This is a genomic window from Portibacter lacus (assembly GCF_021533215.1).
In the GTDB taxonomy this organism is placed as follows: Bacteria; Bacteroidota; Bacteroidia; order Chitinophagales; family Saprospiraceae; genus Portibacter; species Portibacter lacus.
The window spans coordinates 119,659-140,383 of sequence record NZ_JAJNKA010000009.1 but is presented as its reverse complement, the minus strand read 5'-3'; the positions used below and the strand labels follow the sequence as shown (position 1 = coordinate 140,383).

The 20,725-nt window shown below is 35.2% G+C and carries 20 protein-coding genes; 11 read left to right on the top strand and 9 right to left on the bottom strand.

Annotation, left to right across the window (positions count from 1 at the left end):
• Positions 1–8 precede the first annotated feature (8 nt).
• The 7 genes from ccoS to L2586_RS15995 are packed head-to-tail and all read left to right on the top strand — an operon-like array spanning position 9 to position 6,020.
• Positions 9–161 carry a cbb3-type cytochrome oxidase assembly protein CcoS gene (ccoS, locus tag L2586_RS16025; protein WP_235293942.1) on the top strand — a complete coding sequence of 51 codons (153 nt, stop codon included), beginning with the start codon at positions 9–11 and terminating at the stop codon, positions 159–161.
• A gap of 26 nt (positions 162–187) precedes the next feature.
• Entirely contained in the window at positions 188–2,311 is a 2,124-nt protein-coding gene (ccoN, locus tag L2586_RS16020; protein ID WP_235293941.1) for a cytochrome-c oxidase, cbb3-type subunit I, read from the top strand.
• A 15-nt stretch (positions 2,312–2,326) separates the two neighbouring features.
• Entirely contained in the window at positions 2,327–2,509 is a 183-nt protein-coding gene (locus L2586_RS16015) for a hypothetical protein (RefSeq protein WP_235293940.1), read from the top strand.
• A 17-nt stretch (positions 2,510–2,526) separates the two neighbouring features.
• A complete protein-coding gene (locus tag L2586_RS16010; protein WP_235293939.1) occupies positions 2,527–3,462 on the top strand; it encodes a cbb3-type cytochrome c oxidase N-terminal domain-containing protein in 936 nt (311 codons plus the stop codon).
• A 3-nt stretch (positions 3,463–3,465) separates the two neighbouring features.
• Entirely contained in the window at positions 3,466–4,875 is a 1,410-nt protein-coding gene (gene ccoG / locus L2586_RS16005; RefSeq protein ID WP_235293938.1) for a cytochrome c oxidase accessory protein CcoG, read from the top strand.
• Positions 4,876–4,881: 6 nt separating this feature from the next.
• Complete coding sequence (locus L2586_RS16000; RefSeq protein ID WP_235293937.1) at positions 4,882–5,328, top strand: FixH family protein; 447 nt, start codon at positions 4,882–4,884, stop codon at positions 5,326–5,328.
• The gene (locus L2586_RS15995; protein WP_235293936.1) at positions 5,325–6,020 is read left to right on the top strand and encodes a sulfite exporter TauE/SafE family protein; all 696 of its coding nucleotides are present in this window, start codon (positions 5,325–5,327) and stop codon (positions 6,018–6,020) included. The genes L2586_RS16000 and L2586_RS15995 overlap by 4 nt, the downstream gene beginning before the upstream one ends.
• 391 nt (positions 6,021–6,411) lie before the next feature.
• Here the strand turns inward: L2586_RS15995 and L2586_RS15990 are convergent, their stop codons facing one another.
• The 6 genes from L2586_RS15990 to L2586_RS15965 form a co-directional block, all read right to left on the bottom strand.
• A complete protein-coding gene (locus L2586_RS15990) occupies positions 6,412–6,825 on the bottom strand; it encodes a CBS domain-containing protein (protein WP_235293935.1) in 414 nt (137 codons plus the stop codon).
• Between the two features lie 4 nt (positions 6,826–6,829).
• A complete protein-coding gene (locus L2586_RS15985) occupies positions 6,830–7,276 on the bottom strand; it encodes a CBS domain-containing protein (RefSeq protein WP_235293934.1) in 447 nt (148 codons plus the stop codon).
• 123 nt (positions 7,277–7,399) lie between these two features.
• The gene (locus L2586_RS15980; protein WP_235293933.1) at positions 7,400–8,545 is read right to left on the bottom strand and encodes a universal stress protein; all 1,146 of its coding nucleotides are present in this window, start codon (positions 8,543–8,545) and stop codon (positions 7,400–7,402) included.
• A 2-nt stretch (positions 8,546–8,547) separates the two neighbouring features.
• Positions 8,548–8,991, bottom strand: coding sequence for a CBS domain-containing protein (locus L2586_RS15975; RefSeq protein ID WP_235293932.1), 444 nt, complete (start codon positions 8,989–8,991; stop codon positions 8,548–8,550).
• A gap of 115 nt (positions 8,992–9,106) precedes the next feature.
• Positions 9,107–9,751 carry a hypothetical protein gene (locus L2586_RS15970; RefSeq protein ID WP_235293931.1) on the bottom strand — a complete coding sequence of 215 codons (645 nt, stop codon included), beginning with the start codon at positions 9,749–9,751 and terminating at the stop codon, positions 9,107–9,109.
• Between the two features lie 39 nt (positions 9,752–9,790).
• A complete protein-coding gene (locus L2586_RS15965) occupies positions 9,791–10,216 on the bottom strand; it encodes a CBS domain-containing protein (protein WP_235293930.1) in 426 nt (141 codons plus the stop codon).
• 168 nt (positions 10,217–10,384) lie between these two features.
• On the opposite strand from L2586_RS15965, the gene L2586_RS15960 reads away from it, so the two are divergent.
• The 3 genes from L2586_RS15960 (at position 10,385) to L2586_RS15950 (ending at position 12,948) form a co-directional block, all read left to right on the top strand.
• Entirely contained in the window at positions 10,385–11,425 is a 1,041-nt protein-coding gene (locus L2586_RS15960; protein WP_235293929.1) for a response regulator, read from the top strand.
• Between the two features lie 361 nt (positions 11,426–11,786).
• Positions 11,787–12,344 carry an archaeosortase/exosortase family protein gene (locus L2586_RS15955; protein WP_235293928.1) on the top strand — a complete coding sequence of 186 codons (558 nt, stop codon included), beginning with the start codon at positions 11,787–11,789 and terminating at the stop codon, positions 12,342–12,344.
• Positions 12,331–12,948, top strand: a complete 618-nt coding sequence (locus tag L2586_RS15950) for a hypothetical protein (protein ID WP_235293927.1) — start codon at positions 12,331–12,333, stop codon at positions 12,946–12,948. The genes L2586_RS15955 and L2586_RS15950 overlap by 14 nt, the downstream gene beginning before the upstream one ends.
• A gap of 115 nt (positions 12,949–13,063) precedes the next feature.
• Here the strand turns inward: L2586_RS15950 and L2586_RS15945 are convergent, their stop codons facing one another.
• Positions 13,064–14,866, bottom strand: coding sequence for an acyl-CoA dehydrogenase family protein (locus tag L2586_RS15945; RefSeq protein WP_235293926.1), 1,803 nt, complete (start codon positions 14,864–14,866; stop codon positions 13,064–13,066).
• A gap of 919 nt (positions 14,867–15,785) precedes the next feature.
• Between L2586_RS15945 and L2586_RS15940 the strand changes: the two genes are divergently transcribed.
• Entirely contained in the window at positions 15,786–16,868 is a 1,083-nt protein-coding gene (locus tag L2586_RS15940) for a fatty acid desaturase family protein (protein WP_235293925.1), read from the top strand.
• Between the two features lie 159 nt (positions 16,869–17,027).
• On the opposite strand, the gene L2586_RS15935 is transcribed toward L2586_RS15940, so the two are convergent.
• Positions 17,028–18,599, bottom strand: coding sequence for a DUF1501 domain-containing protein (locus L2586_RS15935; protein WP_235293924.1), 1,572 nt, complete (start codon positions 18,597–18,599; stop codon positions 17,028–17,030).
• 30 nt (positions 18,600–18,629) lie between these two features.
• Positions 18,630–20,339, bottom strand: coding sequence for a DUF1800 domain-containing protein (locus L2586_RS15930; RefSeq protein ID WP_235293923.1), 1,710 nt, complete (start codon positions 20,337–20,339; stop codon positions 18,630–18,632).
• Positions 20,340–20,725: the final 386 nt, after the last annotated feature.

Sequence of the window (20,725 nt, the reverse complement as noted above, 5' to 3'; positions counted from 1 at the left end):
TAAAAAACATGAAAATCATTCTTTTGCTTATAGGTGTGAGTTTAGTGTTGGCCCTGGGTTTTTTATTTGCCTTTTTCTGGGCAGTGAAAGATGGCCAATATGACGATGATCACACACCATCGATGAGGATGCTTTTCGAAGATGATAACAAAACGAAATAATAAAACTAATTTAAATCAGTCAGTTTATGAGTAATTTAGAAACCTTTAAATACGATGACAAAATTGTAAGAAATTTTGCCATCGCTACTGCAATTTGGGGAGTAGTGGGAATGTTAGTTGGTTTACTTGCTGCATTCCAGCTTGTATTTCCTGCTCTTAACTTTTCTGCAGAAACAGCTTTCGGTAGAATTCGACCACTTCATACGAATGCAGTGATTTTTGCATTTGTGGGAAATGGGATCTTTATGGGAGTGTACTATTCCCTACAGCGTCTATTAAAGGCAAGGATGTGGAGTGACTTTCTCTCTAAGTTTAATTTCTGGGGATGGCAATCGATCATTCTGCTTGCAGCAATTTCCTTACCATTAGGCTTTACCAGTTCTCATGAGTACGCAGAGCTTGAGTGGCCTATAGATATTTTAATTGCTGTGGTGTGGGTTGCATTCGGACTGAATATGTTCGGAACCATCATTAAACGAAGAGAAAATCACTTATACGTAGCAATCTGGTTCTATATTGCAACTTGGGTTACGGTAACCGTATTGCACATCTTTAACAACTTGGTTATTCCTGTATCATTAACACAAAGTATTCCAGTGTTCGCAGGAGTTCAAGATGCACTCATTCAATGGTGGTATGGACATAATGCGGTTGCGTTCTTTCTAACAACGCCTTACTTAGGATTGATGTATTATTTCTTACCGAAAGCGGCAAACAGACCTGTATATTCCTATAAATTATCGATCATTCACTTCTGGGGACTTATTTTCATATACATCTGGGCTGGGCCTCACCACTTACTTTACACCTCATTACCTGACTGGGCTCAATCTTTAGGAACCGCGTTTTCCATTATGCTTATCGCTCCTTCTTGGGGTGGTATGTTGAATGGACTATTAACGCTTAGAGGAGCATGGGATAGAGTACGACAAGATCCAATTTTGAAATTTATGGTGGTTGCGATCTCCGCATACGGTATGGCAACTCTGGAAGGACCTTTACTTTCTATAAAATCTATTAATGCAATCAGTCACTATACGGATTGGACGGTAGCACACGTTCACGTAGGTACTTTAGGCTGGAATGGAATGTTAACCTTCGGTATTTTATACTGGTTAATTCCTAAATTATATAATACCAAATTGTATTCTGGGAAAATGGCCAATTGGCATTTCTGGATTGCTACACTAGGAACTTTATTCTACACTATTCCACTTTATTGGGCAGGATGGACACAAAGTTTAATGTGGAAACAATTCGAACCAGACGGTTTATTAACTTATGGAAACTTCTTAGAAACCGTAACTGTAATTATACCGATGTATGCTTTGAGAGCATTAGGTGGAACAATATATGTATTGGGGGTTTTCTTAATGGTTTACAATTTATGGAAAACGGCTAAAACGGGTACAATTGAAAATACCGAAGTTAGTTTCCCTCCATTGAAAAAAGTAAAGAAACAAAAAGGCGAACATTGGCACAGATGGATAGAAAGAAGACCTATCCAGATGTTAATTGTTGCAACTATTGTTGTTCTTATCGGTGGGCTCGTGGAAATATTCCCTATGATACTCATTGACAAGAATGTTCCAAAAATCACCAATGTGCAACCTTATACTCCATTGGAATTAGAAGGAAGAGATATTTATATTTCTGAAGGTTGTGTAGGTTGCCACTCTCAGATGGTAAGACCATTCCGATCTGAAACAGAGCGATACGGAGACTTTTCTAAGTCAGGAGAATTTGTATATGATCGACCATTCTTATGGGGATCGAAACGAACTGGACCTGACTTGCATAGAGTAGGAGCAAAATATTCTCATAGTTGGCATTACAGTCACATGGAAGATCCGACATCCATGTCTCCTGGTTCTATTATGCCAGCATATCCATGGTTATTTACACGAGAGATTAATACAGAATATACTGCTGCTAAGATAAGAGTGTTACAAACGCTGAACACACCTTATCCTGAAAATTATGCTGACAAAGCAGTAGCTGACTTAGAAAAACAGGCTAAAGAAATCGTAGCAGCTCTGAAATCTCAAGGTATCGAGCAAGAAAATTTAGAGACCAAACAGATTACAGCATTAATTGCTTACCTGCAAAGATTAGGTACAGATGCTAAGCCTGAAAACATTACTAAATAAACTAAAACTAAGCAAATGTATAAATATATATTAGAAGCGGCAGGTAACATAAACTGGATGGCACTTTTCGCGCTCTTAACATTCATGATCGTTTTTATTGTAAGTGCGGTATTAATACTCACTAAAAATACGAATACAATAAAACACATTGCAGAATTACCATTGATCAATGATCGAATGGATGATAATAATTCTTAATAAACAAACTGATAAACATGAATCAACTAAATAAATATTTAAAAAGAACGTTGCTTTTAATGGGAGGAATATCTCTTCTCCCTTTGGCAGCCAATGCTAAAGGCGGCTCTCCTCTTATGGAACTGGCCTTTGAAAATATATTTTTGATCTTAGCTGGACTGGTTATTATTGCAGCTGCTGCAACTTTAATCAATATGGTCTTTAACTTTATAGAGCTTCAGAAACTAAGGCTTAATCAAGAACTAGGAATAGAAAAAGAAGAAGTTACTGAGGCAATACAAATTCCAAGTTGGAAAAAGATCTACGATAAAATGTGGAACCTAGTTCCAAAGGACAAAGAAGAAACCATTGACTTGGGACACGATTATGACGGAATTCGAGAATTAGATAACAAACTTCCACCATGGTGGGTAGGTATGTTCTACGGAACGATCATTTTCGCAGTGGTTTATTTATACATCTACCAATGGGGACCGAATGAATGGAGCTCACTACAGGAATATAACATTGCAATGGAAGATGCTGAAATTCAGAAAGAAAAATTTCTTGCTAATTCAGCTAGTGTAGTTGATGAGAATACTGTTGTATATGTGGATGATAAAGACAGACTATTATTAGGAGAGGAAATCTTTGTAAAGAGTTGTGCAGCATGTCATGGAGTGCAAGGACAAGGTATCGTGGGTCCAAATCTAACGGATGATTACTGGATACATGGTGGAAGCATTCAGAGTATTTTCAAGACGATTAAATACGGTGTTCCGGAGAAAGGAATGATTGCGTGGGCAAGTCAACTAAAGCCGACTACCATGCAGAACGTAGCTAGTTATATTCAATCTTTAAAAGGTACAAATCCTCCAAATCCGAAGGACAAAGAAGGAGAACTATATGTTCCTGAAGAGTCTACGCCTATAGGATCTAACGATGCAGTAGAAACGGAGGATGCAAAAAATTAAACAATGGAAGATTTCATAGAGGATGAAGAGGGATTTAGAGACGAACTAGCCACAGTAGACAAAAGTGGTAAGCGAATCTGGATTTATCCGAAAATGCCAAAAGGTATTTTCTACAAATACAGAAAGTGGCTCAGCTACCTTCTGCTCTTGACCCTTTTTGGATTACCGTGGATAAAATGGAATGGATCTCCGTTAGTTTTACTTAATATTCTAGAACGAAAGTTTATAATATTCGGGATCTATTTCCCACCACAAGACTTCTTCCTCTTTGTCATCGCCATGTTGATTTTCATGGTTTTCATTGCCCTATTCACCGTTATTTTCGGAAGGCTATTTTGTGGATGGATCTGTCCGCAAACTATTTTCATGGAAATGGTCTATCGTCGGATAGAATACTGGATAGAAGGCGATGCTAATGCTCAAAGAAGATTGAACAATGCTCCATGGACCAAGGATAAAATACTGAAGAAAACTATCAAGCAAATACTTTTCTTCGGTATTGCAGTGTTAATTGCGAACACTTTTCTAGCCTACATTATAGGCGTAGATGAAGTGATCAATATTATCAAAGAACCTATTTCCATGCACCTTAACGGTTTCATTGCAATGATCGTTTTTTCCTTCATATTCTATGGTGTGTTCGCATTTCTTAGAGAGCAAGTATGTACCACAATCTGCCCATACGGAAGATTACAAGGAGTATTATTAGACAAGCAATCACTTGCTGTCTATTATGACTTCGAACGTGGAGAGCCTAGAGGAAAAATGAAGAAAAAAGTGGAGCCAGAAACACCAGCTTTAGGAGATTGTATCGATTGTAATTTATGTGTCAAGGTCTGTCCTACTGGAATAGATATAAGAAATGGTATCCAATTAGAATGCGTTAACTGTACAGCATGTATGGATGCTTGTGATGAAGTAATGGAAAAGATCGAAAGACCTAAAGGGCTCATCCGATTAGATAGTTATGAAGGCATCGTTAACAAGAAACATAAATTGATCAATAAAAGATCGATAGCTTACAGTAGTGTATTACTGATTTTATTAGTATTAGAATCCTTCTTATTTATTAACAGATCGGAGGTGGATGTATTAATGCTAAGAACGCCAGGAACCATGTATTATGAATTAGAAGACGGAACCATTTCTAATTTATTCAATTACCAACTAACTAACAAAACTGGGAACGTTTATAAAATCGAATTTGTATGTACAAATATAGATGATGTAGAATTCGAGTTTGCTGGAGAACATCCTACTACAGTTAGTAATGGTAATTCAGAAGGAGCCGTTTTTATAAAAATTCCGAAATCTAAAATATTAGATAGAAAGACAAACTTGAAAATTTCGGTGATGGTTGGTGATCGAGAAATCGATCAAGTGAAAACAACATTTTTAGGACCTATAAAATAGGAAATCATGAAGATTAATTGGGGAACGGGATTGCTTATATTTTTTATTCTTTACATAGGAAATTTAGTTAGAGTTGTAGTGAAATCTACTACTATAGATCATTCTTTAGTAGAAGAAAATTATTATGAACATGATATTCACTTTCAAGAAAAACTAGATAAGATTAAGAATAGGAAACTACTTGCTCAAGATCTTAATATCACTTATAATCAAACTGAAAAAAAGCTAAAACTTGACTTTGGGGAGCAGAGTGATTTCAAAAATGCACAAGTTCATCTCTATAGAGCATCTGATAAATCATCTGATTTCAATTATTCAATAGATAATACTGCAGACGCGGCTGACATTGACCTAGAAACCCTTATTCCAGGAAAATGGCAAGTAAAAGTAGAATGGGCGGATAATGCGCGATCCTACTTTAAAGAACAAGATATCTATATTCAGAAGCTATGATTTATGTAGCCTTCACATTGGGTTTATTCGGAAGTCTCCACTGTCTAGGTATGTGCGGGCCTTTAGCCTTTGCATTACTACCTGGTATCGAAGAGCGTTCAGCTAGGAATTACACAAGAATAATCGGCTATAATTCTGGGCGGGTAGCGAGCTACGTTGTCCTAGGATTATTTATGGGTGTACTAAGTGGTGTAATCAATATTTCGGGGATCCAGAAGCCATTGACTTTAATTATGGGGGTTGGATTAATTCTACTTTTCTTTCTATCATTAGATATCGAAAAGGTCTTATTCAAATCAAGCAAATTTCGAAGCATTTTCACTAGTTATAGAACCTTTATCACGAAAGTCGTTCAGAAAATATCTTCCCAAAACTCATTCTTGATGGGTATGCTTAATGGATTCGTACCTTGCGGGCTTGTCTATCTAGCATTAGCTGGAGCAATGACATCTGATGGCTTTCTTAAAAGTGGTCAATTTATGCTCTTTTTCGGCCTAGGAACCTTCCCAGCTATGTTTTTACTCTTAGCAAGTATTTCTGTGCTGGATCTTAGAAAAAGGATCAATTTGAAAAGTATTTTTGCTGTTCTTCAGTTATTAGTTGGTTGCTTTCTGATCTATCGAGCATATGGTATTAACGTTCCTGAAAACTTGGAATTACTATGGAGTATGGGAAAAATCATGTGCCACTAATCTTTAGGCTTACTAAGGGCAATATAGCGATATCACTAAAAGATTAATTCTGTGTTTTTTAAAAACCCCTTCAGAATTTGACTTTAATTTTGTACGAGAAATTTAATCTATCTGAATGGTCACCATAACTTTCTATGTCAATGTTTATTTCTACCTTGAATAGAGCATCACCTATGGTATAACGAAAAGACGATGGCATGAACGGCAAAATCTGGATGAGTTCATTCTTAACCATTTTGACCAAGAACTGCTTTTTGATTTGTAAAAGGCGCTTAAACTAAAGCTCTTCTTACTTATCACGCTTCTAAAGATTGCCAAATAAAAAAACCCTATGACAGGGTAATCATAGGGAATTATAGGACGTTTTCAAATGCCAATTTGACAATCTAGTCTATTGAGATTTTGCTTTCAATATGTCATATGCAGTAACAATACCTGTAACTGCATCCTTATCATTAAGCACAATAAGGCTATGAAACTCGCCTTGCAACAGTAATTCTGAAGCATATTCTATGTCGTCATTTTCATGGATAGTAATAGGATCCGCCTTCATGATGTCTTCTACTTTGATATGTTCCATTAGCATTTTCGAGTAGAACTTCCCACTTGTTTGATTCAACATCTGTAGAAATCTATTAATCAGATCACTTTTAGAAACGATTCCGACTAACTTACCTTCACTGAGAACTGGAACATGGGAAAATCGATGTGCACTGATTAACTCCACAACTGACTTCAAGGGAGAGGACTTTTCTAGGCACTTAGGGTCCTTATTCATTATTTCGATCACCCGCTGGTTCTTCATCATTTTAGCTTTTAATTTCTGATAGGACTTCTATAAAATCATATGGTGTTACAATTCCAACACACTCGCCATCTCCTACTACAATGATACTATGATATTTGTTGTCATGAAACATTTTCAATGCCTCACCTATAGTCGTACTAGCTGGAGCCGAAATCAACTTTTTACTCATAATATCTTTAGCAATAAGAGACTTAAAAAACCTTTGATTATAGATTTCAGCGTCTTTTATATTCATCAATGTAAAATGATGCTGGAGTTTATGATAATCATTCTTACTTATCATGCCTACAGGTCGTCTCTGATCATCCAAAACTGGCAAATGATGAAAAGATTCTTTTTCAAAAATTTCCTGAATCTTCAACATCGAAGTTTTTGGATCTACAGAAATCAGATTTTCAGTCATAATCTCAGTCACCTTCATTTCTAAATCAATCGTAATTGAACTCATATCTCATTTTAATTAATTGTGGCAAAATAAATATTCTCTTTCTATAAATGGCTCTTGCAAATGTGTGTAGAAAATTACTTTTGAATTAGTCATAATTCCCCTCCTAAAACAATTTATTACTGATCAGTGATTACAACTGTCTTCCGGTTTTCTCTTGCACGCTCCTCCGCAAAGACAACCACGATCTGACTCATGCAACACCATTACTGGCGTTGTTGCTTTAAGAACGGTCGCTTTACTTTGGCTTACATCTATTATCTTTTGAAGTAAATTCTTTTTCTTCTTAGATAGAATAATGAGATCCGCGTCTATTTGTTCAGCATATTTCGTTATTCCTGAAGAAACGCTTTCATCTTTTATTTCTTTGTATATGAATTCAAGGCCTTCGTACATATGAGCAACATAAGATTCAATATCGAAGCTTGTAAAATCTGAACCATCGTCTACATGGACCAAGTGTACTTCTGAATTATACTTACTCGCTAACTCTACGACTTCTTTTATGGCCTTCTGATCATATGCTGTAGGAGAGTATGCGTATACGATTTTTTCGAAACCCTTGAACTTCTGATTTTCCTGTACAAAGATAACAGGGCAATGTGCCTTTTTTAATACTTTAAGAGAGACAGAACCAAGTAACTTTTTAGTTAGATTTTCACCGGTAGCGCCCATGATAATAAGATCTTTCTCCTTAGAAATTCTAATGATTTCATCACCTGCAAATCCTTCTAGGTAAGTCGTCTTGAACAACACAAGTTCGTGTTCATTTCGGCGCATATCCAGATCCATCTTATGATTATCTACGATTCTCTGAAGGTTATATTTCTGATTCTCCGATGAAATTTTATCTAAGATCACAGCACCTTCCACAACCATAGGTGATGGATGATTAACATGCAATAGTTCTATTTCACTACCTATTTTCTTAGACAAGTCCATACCATAATTCAACGCATTCAATGACATTTCAGAAAAATCCACAGGAATAAGAATAGATGTGAGTAATCCAGGAGCAAATTCGTGTACGATTTCTTTTTTAGCTTCCGATATGAATTGGTCTATTCCTTTCTCATCATTATAAACAATATCTACATGTGAATTAATTCTAAGTGTAGGAATAGACTGAACATTCTCTTCAATGATTTTATTAATATCCTTGATTTCTTCTATCATAATATTCAAATCATGTTTTTTAATAAACTCATCTAGGTTAAACTTGAAATACTCATAACGAGAAGTTTCTGCTCCATAAATTTTAACAGCTGTCATGATTATTTTTTATATGATTTATAAATTTCTTTATCTTCTGATAAATGCTTGATGATATCCATCGTCGTGACTATACCCACTAATCGTTCCTTCTCAACAATGGGAATGGCATGGAATAAATTTTCTTTAAAAATTTCGATGGCTACATTGATCTTTTCGTCTGGTGCCATGATTGCAATCTTCTTGGTCATGATCTCTTTAACATTATGTGATTTTAATCGAAAAAGATCCCATTTGTCTTCTATGTTAATTTCATTGAATCCTCGCTTAAAATATAAATAGTCAGACTTACTTACTATTCCTACAAACTTACCATCTAATTCAACTGGCAAATGGTGGATAGCATGTTGCTTAAATAAGTTTTCAACCTTTTTAATGCTATCTTCTGGAGAAATTGTAATTAAATTCTTAGCCATTATTGAAGAAACAGGCGCAAGTAAATTCATTGTTTTTATTTTAAATATGATACAATCAAATGATATAAATCATGATCCTTATCAGAACTCAACATGACCTTTATCAACTTTTCAAATTTCAGTATATTAATTCTGTGTTAGATCTCTAAAAAGTTATCCCTATTTGTAATCCAATTCTTGGCTTAACACCAGTGTAGGCAAGGTCAAACAAACCGATCCCACCTTGACTAAAACTATCCCCACTGCTTTCGAAATTGCTCTTTCTGATACCACCACCCAAATAAAAATCTAAAACAATTCTGCTCGTGATATCAAATTGAACACCCATTAAAGCACCTCCTTCTATGGCATTCACTTTATCATCAATCAGATTATAAACATTTTCTCCAGAACTCGGATCATATATCCCTTGCTCATAGGTTTCCTTATAAGTCAATCCTGTTACATATGGAGCGGCATAGAATCCTATATTATACATTCCCAATGTATTGTTGTTTTCTACGAATAAATGAGATAAATAGAATCGATATTGGACAAATAATTGGAAGCCATCCTTTGTTTCTTCGCCTTGGCTACTAAGAAATATTGATGGAGCGATAAATATACTTTGTGCTCTATTTTTAAAGTACCTTTCATAAGAAACTTGAAATTCTGAACGTCCAAGTTCAATTGGGCTTAGTTTAAGAACATTAACAAATGGATATGGATCACTTGATTTAGAGTTCATCTCCTGCCCTATTGCCAGATTATTCAGAATCGCTAAACATATAATTATTAAATAATTTTTCATCTTATTTTCTTTTATTAAAAATAATATAACACACAGCTTCTATTCTATTTCGTTATGCAACCACCTCAAGATATCTTGTGGTGTTACAATGCCTACTAGTTCTTCATCATCAACTACTAAAACAGAATGAATTTCATTTGCAAGGAAAAGCTTGGTCAGATTCAATAGCGGAGTATCCAGTTTACAGCAAACCACTTCTGCTTTCATGTACTCATCTACAGTGTGCATTTTAAACCGTTTGCTATTGAGAAATTTATCGAAACTATCTCGGCTAGTTCCTTCGATATGGAGAAAATCAGATTTGCTAATGATCCCTTGAACTTTTCCTCCTACTACAATTGGAATGTGTCTAAAACTGTAATCATCGAAAATTTGCTTTACACGTTCTAGTTTATCTTTAGGATGCAGTGTAATAAGTTTTGATCTCATCAGATCACCTGCAGTTATTTTAGTATTAGAGATCATAATTTTATATTTTTAATCATTGAATTAATTCAAATATAAATGTCAAGCAATGAAGTGTTTATGATCTGCGTCACCCCAGTTAATGATCTATTACATGAAAAATCTATATTCGATTCATTAACCATGAAAAAAATGGCATATTTGAAGCAGAATCGATCTTAAATAAAGATGAAAAAGATACTAATCATAGAAGATGACCAGGATATTCGAGAGAATCTATCCGAGATACTTGAACTTGCTAGCTATGAAACACACCAGGCCAAAAATGGAAAAGTGGGAGTAGAAATTGCTAAGTCAATTATTCCTGATCTGATCTTGTGTGATGTTATGATGCCTGAACTGGATGGATTCGGTGTCTTAAAAATCATTAACAAAGATCCAGAATTATTTAAAATCCCGTTCCTATTTCTTACCGCTAAAACAGAAAAAGAAAGTTTCCGTAAAGGCATGGGATTAGGTGCAGATGACTATATTACAAAGCCTTTCGATGATGTAGAGCTATTAGACTCTATAGAAATGAGACTTAAGAAAAGTGCACTTTTCAAGAAAATAGACAACTCAGATGCTGGATTGCGAACTTTCTTCAATGAAGCTCGAGCTGAAGCAGAATTGAAAGAATTATCTAAAGATCGAGATGTCAGAAAGTATAATAAAAAAGATCTCATCTACGAAGAAGGTCAAATTCCTAAATACCTCTTTTTCATTAACTCAGGACAGGTAAAAACATTCCAGACTTCTGAATCGGGAAAAGATCTTATTACTCACTTATTCAGCAAAGGAGATTTTTTCGGGTATATTAATTTGCTTAACAATGAAAAATATTCAGAAAATGCACTAGCCTTACAAAATAGTGAAATCACCTTGATTCCAGCAGAAGATTTTAGGCTGCTTCTGTTCAAAAGTCGAGATTTCTCTGCAAAATTTATTTCTTTATTAGCGAATCACGCTGGACATTCCGAAAGCCAGTTAATAGAAATCGCTTACAGTTCAGTACGTAAGAAATTAGCGAATGTGTTATTATCCATCGCCGCTAAGTCTCATCAAATGAATTTTAGAATATCAAGAGATGACTTAGCAAGTTTCACTGGTTCAGCAAAAGAAACCATTACACGAACATTAACAGACTTCAAACATGAAGGAATCATAGAGGTCCACGGTAGCGAAATCGTAATCGTTTCGGAGGAAGACTTAAGAAATATGCCACAGTAATTATTTCTTAACACGAACAACCATAAGATTCCTTTTTACTAGTAAATTTGCTTAATGGACTGCATTCTTCAAAAACACAATACGGAATCTTAAGAATTAGACCATAAATTAAACTTAATTTTATAATTTTGGCACCATGCAAAAAAATTCTACCATACGCTTTAAGATCTTCGGTGTGTCGTTCACATTAGACAAAAGTTCTTATTTCCCGTTACTCTTTAAAGTACTACTCGGATTAGCTCTTTTATTATTGGTTTCTGTATTATTCTTTAATTACAAAATGACCAGTTCTGATATCCCAGGAGGCATTATTAGTGGTTTTCTATTAACATACCTTATTCATATTATTCAAAATTAGAACGTGAGCGAAGTCCCCAAAAACGCTAAAATCAATAAAGACAATACTGGCCTAAAGAAAAAAATGATCTTATACATTGTTTTGGTCACAGCTTGTTCTATTTTGTTTTTTATCTTTTCGAATCAATTATGGTTCGAACCTATTTCGAAATCTATACTAAATATGTATGCTAAGATTTCCAATGTTTTCTTGAATCTGTTGCAGCAAAACACGACTGCCAATGATGGGCAAATTGTGTCTCCAGAATTCTCTATAAGCATTAAGAAAGGTTGCGATGCCATCGCACCCATGATATTATACATTTTTGCTATTGCCTTTTTCCCAGTACATTATATGTCTAAAATCAAAGGTATCTTGTATGGAATTCTTATACTAGCAGTGCTTAATACGATTAGAATTATAAGTTTATTCCTGATTGGAAAATATACCAATGATTACATTTTCGATATCATGCATGTAGATATATGGCAAATTGCATTTATCATTTTCACGGTATTTATTTGGGTAAAATGGCTCCAAAATTCAATGTCTCAAAACAAGATTGTTAATGAAAAAACTTAAACCCCTAAGTCGCTTTTTTATTATACTCTCTATTTCTTTTATCGTTCTAGCGCTCGTATTCAGCAATCAGACATTAAGAAAGCATCACACCGCCTATTATAGCTTTATAGCTACACCTATATTTAATGTTCTTAATCCGCATGTATATGCAGAGTTCGAAGAAGGTGCTATAGAAAATGATAACGACTGGGGAATCACTTTTAGAATATGGGATAAGAGAAAATATGACGAACGAATCCGAGTGAAGAACTTTAGAGCAAAAAATCCACCGAGTGCTATATTATACCAAAATCCACATGAACTATTTCTAATCCCAAGTCTTTTCTTGCTCTGTTTATTCCTTGCAACCCCTATTAAATGGACAAGAAAGATACTCAAGATGCTGCTTGGCTTATTTATCTTCTATATTTTCATGACTTGTTATCTGAGTTATCGATTTGAATTTACCTTAAATGGGCAAACCTTACCATTAGATTCCATATGGCATGTTATCATTAGCTTCCTGGGATTAGGTGGCACTACAGATCCTATTTTTATCGTGGCTTTTTTCATCTGGCTTATCTTAGAACGCAAAGTCTTGTTTAAAGAATTTCTAGGCATCTAAGCTGGTCGTATACTTTCCATATTAAGATATGGATCTAGTTGAAACTTTGACCCTATAAAAAAAGCCCTGAACTCATTAAAGAACAGGGCAATCTAAACTTAATTAACATTAAATCTTATCGAAATAAGTTATATCCATTAGCCTCTATCAATGATTTGGCTATTTCTTTTCTATTTTCAATGACATTCTGTAGCGGATACTTATTGAATCGGCTTACACCCATTACAAATATCTTTTGAATATCTCCAGATGCTAATTGTGGAATGGCATTCATACATAACTGATCCATTTTCAATTTCGTATCCTGAAAATAAGTTCTCATGATCGCTTTGTAAATGTTCATTTTATCGCTTCCCTTCCCTTCTAGTTTCTGAACTCTTAGAAGCAAAGATTCGGCATTATAAGTGCTGATAATCATATCAGAAACATATGTAAGTAATTGCTGCTCTACTTTCAAGTTCAACTCTCCATCCATTTGCTTCTTTGTCGCTGCTCCAGCAACTAACAGAATTAGCTTTTTAAATCCTTCTACTGCTTTGATTTCATGACCAAACTCACCTTCTATTTTATCAAAAGATGGCATTTGCTTAAGTTCTTTCTGAACTTCCCAAGCTGGACCTGTAAGATCAATCTGTCCTTTCAATGCTTTTTTCAAAAGCATATCTACGATCAATAATCGATTAATCTCATTCGTTCCTTCGTATATTCTCGTTATTCTGTTGTCTCTATATGCTCTTGCTGCCATTGCTTCCTCAGAAAATCCAATACCCCCGTGAATCTGAACATTCTCATCAACTGCGTAGTCTGAACTCTCAGAACCACCTACTTTGATAATAGAACACTCTATTGCATATTCTTCCGCTGCTTGTCTTTTTGCTTCTCCTGCTGGAACACCAGCATCTTTTAACTCAGCAATTTTACGATCTAATAAATCGGATACTCGATATACAGCACTTTCGACAGCAAAATTCCTAATGGTCATTTCTGCCAATTTGTATTGAATAGCTCCGAAAGATGAAATAGGAACTTTGAATTGAATTCTTTCATTCGCATATTTCGTAGCCATGTCTATGATTGCTTTCGCGCCTCCCATCGCCATAGATCCAAGTTTGAATCTACCCATATTCAATGCATTAAAAGCAATTAAGTGACCTTTGCCAATTTCTCCTAACAAGTTCTCAACGGGCACTTTCATATTTTCAAAGAATACCATTCTCGTAGATGATCCTTTGATTCCTAATTTAGCTTCCTCTTCTCCTAAAGTCAAACCTTCTGGCTTTCCTTCGACTACGAAACCTGTAAACTTATCTCCATCGATCTGCGCGAAAAGCACAAAGAAATTTGCGAATCCTGCATTAGAAATCCACATTTTCTGGCCATTAATAATGTAATCTTTGCCATCATCTGAAAGCTTTGCGGTTGTCTTTGCTGAAAGTGCGTCAGATCCTGAAGAAGGCTCTGTAAGACAATATGCAGCTTTAAGTTCACCTGAAATCAACCTTGGAAGGTATTTTTTCTTCTGTTCTTCTGTACCATAATATAGAACTGGTAACATTCCGATTCCTGTATGCGCAGCAAAAGTTGTATTAAAAGATCCCATAGGTCCGAATACATCTAGAATATGCGTATTCGTATTGGTATCTAGTTCCATCCCTTCATATTCAGCTGGGATATGAGAACCTAAGAATCCCATTTCACCTGCTTTATCCATTAATTTTTCACAAGCTTGATTCGCTTGTTTTTCAATTTCTTCTTTAACAGGCATCCACTCTTTCCCTACAAAATCTTTAGCCATGTCAATAAACATTCCTTGCTCTTCATTATGATCTTCAGGAATGTAAATATCTTGGGCATTTTGATCTTCGACTATAAAAGCACCACCTTTGATTGCTTTTGATTTTGCTATAGAACTTTCCATATTTTAACTTTGAGTAAGTTTATAAAAGACCACTATTTATTACTAGCCTTAATTATTCAAGATACAAATATGGCTATTTTTTGACTCTGAGTCAAATTTTTTACAAAGAAATATTATCATTTATATAAAAAATAGCTAAAAACTACTCTTTTTATTCGCCTGATATGTGAAATTTCAGAATTGTATAACTATTCCAAAGCGTATTCCAACATATATTTCGAGAAGAAGCTTCAAAATTGACCTAAATATGAATAGACCCAACCTTTAATAGAAAATAATTCTTTAACACATGCCATCTACTTTGTTTCTAGGGGAAGAAGAAATTGTTCTTGAGTATTTTGATTTATACAATTTGGATAGATTTGAAAAAGACACTTTTGCTTTTCCGCATGTATAACAAAATGCTTTTTATATACGCTTTCAATTTACGTGTATAGATAATTGGATAAACTTTACAGGAGTAATTATTACATAAGCTTATCCTCCAGTTCCTTAGCAGATTCATTCGAAGAACCGTACTGATTAACTTAACATCATGTCCACTTGACTGAAACTTGGTAAAAGTGGAATCTATTGCATCAATAATCCATTCCATCTTATTTCCAAATGCTCACCCACCAACCAATGTTAGATACAGTTTATTATTTTTTTAGCAATTGCTAAAATCACGTAAAACTATATGATGTATTCTTTATGAAAAACTTCGCAAATATAGAATTAAGACAATTATTAAAATATCAATTCATTTGAGTTTACTACCAAATACAATTCACCAATGAAAAAGAATTCTGAAAAAATAGGATGCTATTGTGTATTTTTAAAGGGAACAATACCTTGAATTGTTAAACACTCAAAATGTCTTAAATAAATTCTTCAAAAAGCATTGTTAACAATCGAGAATTTAGATTTATAAATAAGCATGGAAAGTAAATCAAGCGCAATCAAATTTAAGAGATCTAACTCCACCTTCTTTATGGAATTACATGAAGAAGTTACGAAAATACTGAACCCTAAAATAATCCAAAAAGCAAAAACACTCATCAAGGTAAAATTGCTCTTCTATGCTTTCATATACATATTATTTTTTATCTCTATCTTCTCTCCAGCAGTTTACACGAATCAATACACCTTAATCATAGCCTACTGCTTCTTTGGTCTTTCGGGGATTCTATTTGCTTTTAATGCTTCACATGATGCTACACATGAAGTCCTGTTTGATAAAAAAATATTCAATGTTATTTTACACTATATGGTATTTAATCTTCAAGGTGTTAACGCTACATTATGGAAAAAACGTCATATCCGTTCTCATCACCTTTTCCCTAATGTGGATGGTTGTGATGCAGATATAGATGACAATCCATTTATAAGACTTTCCAAGCAGCACAAACTGAAGAAAATGCATAAATTCCAGCACTTGTATGCCCCGTTTATTTATTGTCTTTATACACTTCACTGGATTTTAATTAAAGACTTTGTGTACTTGAAAAAAACGCGTGTTGCGAATATGACCGATTTAACATACACTACTTCTTTCAAGATTGAAGTTATACTCTTGAAATTGGGGTACTTTTTCTTATTGATAGGATTACCATATCTTTTTACTGAAGCATCATTAGGTCAAATATTAATAGCTTTTTTCTGCATGCATTTTTTCATTTCAATTTTCTTTGTGCTCACATTGATCATTTCTCACTTGACCATGGAGACCGTCTTTCCGATTGCCAATGAAAATGGGACTTTACCATTTGACTATCACCAACATCAACTAGCTGTATCAATGGATTACCATCCAAAAAGCAAAGTAGCCAATTGGATCTTTGGTGGGTTCAATGCTCATTCTGCTCATCACCTTTTCCCTAATATGCAACATACCTTGTATGCTGAAATTTCCCCTTCCATTAAAAAAATAGCCTTAAAGCATGGACTTGCATACAATGAATTACCTATCCACAAGGCAATATTATCCCATTTTAGATTTTTAAAAAAACTCGGAACCTAAATCATCCTATCCTTGTAAAGTTAAGAAGCTTTTTTTTTGTAACAGATACCTAAAACATTGACCTAAAAAATACTCCTTTCTGTTCCCTGTAACCATAAGTCTTGGTGAATTATCAAAAGATAACATCAATAGATTTGCCTCCCTTTAAAATTTCATTACTTAGATCTTCACTAACTTCTTACTTTGGTCGAAATTTGCACCTGTAATTCTAACGAAATAATTCCCCGCAGGAATCACTGATGAATCCCAAATGAACGAGTGCTTACCCGACGGATAACTGCCCCTTAACAACTCACCTACTTGACTACCTCTTACATCGTATAATCTAACAATCAATGGAGAGCCTGTAGAAACGAATTTAATCTTTGCAACACCCGAAACCGGATTCGGTGATACTTCGATAAGCGATTTTCCGGCTTTCTGATTGATCTCATGTGTCCCTGATGGTGAGCATATTGCAGTACTCGTTATCGGTAACGTATCGAAATCATTAAGCAATATTCCACTTCTATCACCTGATTCTAGACATAGCCACTGTTCAAATATGGATGCATATACTTGTCTGAAATCATACTGCATTTCAAGGTTATCATCATACATAGGGTTGTTAGGAATATCTGGATTCTCGCCTAATACACCACTTGCTACGTGATTACCAAATAAGAATTGAGGTGCTGCCGCCCCGTGATCCGTCCCACCTGATGCATTCGAAATAATTCTTCTTCCGAATTCAGAAAATGTCATTCCCATAACGCGGTCAGAAACGCCCAATCCATCACAATCTTTCATGAATGCGGAGACTCCTTCAGAAAGTTCTCTAAGCAATTCTGCATGCGGACCTTGGGTCTTATCACTGTTTTCTACTTGATAATCATGAGTATCAAAACCATCTAATGTTACCATGTACATTTTGGTCTTTAATCCACCGGCTATTAATCGAGCGACAACCTTAAGTTGCTGCGCTAAGTCTGATTCTGGATAACTACCTTGAGAAGTTACCTTCGCTGCAGCCTCTTTCACCACCTTTCCATAGACTTGTGATTGCTGAGCAATCAGCCTAATGTATTCTATTCTCTCTCCTGCATTTGTATCTGGTGCTGGTTCTACTTCTTCTTGGATCAAATTGTAAAAATCATCTGCACTATTAATCACCATTCCCATGGAGTTCGTCTGACCTTGAAAAATCATACTCCCACTCCATCCAAGTTCTATTGCTAATGGATCTGTCATTTCATCATTCGGATAATCCGCAGGGTAATTCGGATATTCATAATTCAAATATCGCCCTGGAACACCGTTAGAAATCACCACATCTGCATCAGATCCACTCATCCATATATCGGCCGACCTAAAGTGAGAAAAATCTTGATTAGGATAACCGACACTTTGAATAATTTGTAATCTATCTTCATCAAACAAATCCTTAAACCCAGCCATTGCTGGGTGCAAAGCAACATTAGTCCCATCTAATTTTAACAAACTACTATCTGGCATGATAACGTGTGGTCTAGCATTGTTTAGTTTACTTAGCTGATCTAGAGGAACAACGGTATTCAATCCGTCATTACCTCCTGCTAGATAAATCATAACAACCACCTTATCATTCATAGGAGTTGCAGCAAGCGCAGAAGTTAATGGCGTAAAACCTAGTGCCTTAGCTCCTATTCCACCTGCAAGAGACGGAATAACAACACCAGCACTCGTATATTTCAGAAAATTTCTTCTTTTCATTTTTTCAATTTTTAAGCTTCTTGTGCTGGTTTACATTAATTGGTATTCTGCATACTGCAACACCCGTTGCATCATCCATTTAAGTCGATCTTCTATAATTCTACGACTATCTTCTGTAGGATTATTTTGGTATTCAAACCAAGCGTTCGTCCAGTAATAATCCTCTGATTGTCCAGATAGTAATACGCTTTTCAAACGCCCTTTCGATGCCTCATTAATATCTAACCCGAAAAGTAAAAGTGTTATCTGATCGATTAGTTGATTAGGATCTTCTGGTGAATCTAAAGTTTCTGCAAACTTTATGAAATCTGCTGGTATAGGCTCTTTCGGATTCCAAAAACCCCAATAAACTAATGAATCCGTATGAAGTCCTCTTCCAGTTATCGTATTCGTTGTTATCCAACCCTTATCAAAATTCGGAGCTTGGTAATAAGCCTGCCATCCCGCCACATTCGGTGGATCACCTATTTGCATTCCTATATTATGCATGGACCAGATCATTGCTGTTTTCATTTCAGCTTTATCTAATGCACTAAAATTACTTGGAACCGGCGGATCTAAAGTCCTCCACAATCCTAACAAGTGATTGACCGGATCTTTTATCACTGAACCTTTCACATTCAGATCGTAGAAATGCTCACTCTTGAATAATTTATCTAAAACCGGTTTCACGACATAATTACTTTCTCTAAGCAAATTAGCAAGTGGAACGATAATCTTCTCTTCTACATCTGCATCTATTTCTGGATAGACAAAGAAGCTATATATTTTCCGACATAGAAACAATGCACATTCATTGTTATCGAAAATCATGTCTATTAAGTCATCCAACTCTTCTTTGCCCTCTTGGCCACCTCGCCCTGCGATAACCCTATTTCCATAAAACTCAGAAAACTGTTTATCAGTCTCATCATGTCGCCATTCTTCGTAAGCAAATGCTCTTCCTGGCCAGGTTACCGTCCATCCAGTTAATACTTTCGCCGCCATTCTAACATCGCCTTCTGTATAATTCGCATTCGGTCCTTTTCCGATGGTAAACAATTCCTGAAGTTCTCTTGCATAATTCTCATCCGGCGCATCCTTATAACTCGAAGCCCCATTCAGGTAATACAACATCGAAACATCTATTGTCATTTGCTTAACTAACTCCTTGATATCACCCATGTGAAACTTCCTCAACAATTCTAAATAATCGTAAGATGCCTTTCCATAAAAAACTCCCCACCATTGTGTCACTAAGTGATTGTGCCAGAATAAAAGCATCTTTTCAGTTATACTATGACCTTGATTTAATATATTATCCAACCAATATCTTTTTAATGACATCAGTCGCTCACCATCATAATCAGTAGGCCCAACTTTATTCACCCATGTTTTCCCAAATTCCACATCTGGATCATTGATTTCTCCACCATCATTGTAGTCATTGACTGGTGGATCATGCTGTGGTCCTTCCGTAAGTAGTGTATCCACTGCTTCTTCCATCGTCATTGCTGAAAAGTCCGTCAAGTCTTGCTTCGTTAAGCCGAATTTTAATCTTCTAATTAAATGTGTGATCTGTTCCTTTTCCCATGGACCTTGATAATTATCTAAGGACATTTTCTTAGGATCGAAAGTAGGCTTTTCTGGATTCCTAGTTGATGCTGTGGTAAAATTTAGAATCGGATCCTTTACGTTAAATTTTTTTCTCATCTTATCGAGAAATGCATCCCGCTTAGGATTAATGTTGTCTGGATTCATTAGAATAGATTAAAATTTTACTAAAAGTACATTGATTTATAACCAATGTAAAGGCTTACCATACTTTAATTATCTTCTACACGACGTAAGTATTGAAAATAAGTTTTCAAATATTAGACGATATGAGATTGATTTTTGTTGCAAAAGTGATATGTTTGCAGCAAATTAATTTAATTATGGCAGATACACAGTCGAAAAAACGTTCAAAAGGATTATACTGGTTAATCTTTTTAGTATCAACAGTTATATGTTTTGGATTTCTTTTCCTAAAGCCAGCTTGGTTTTGGGTGATGTTGCCATTTATATTGACTTCGTTAGTGTATGCACTAGACGTTATCTAGTCTGGTTTCCTAAGCAATTTTCTCTTTTTTTTAGGTCAATGTTTT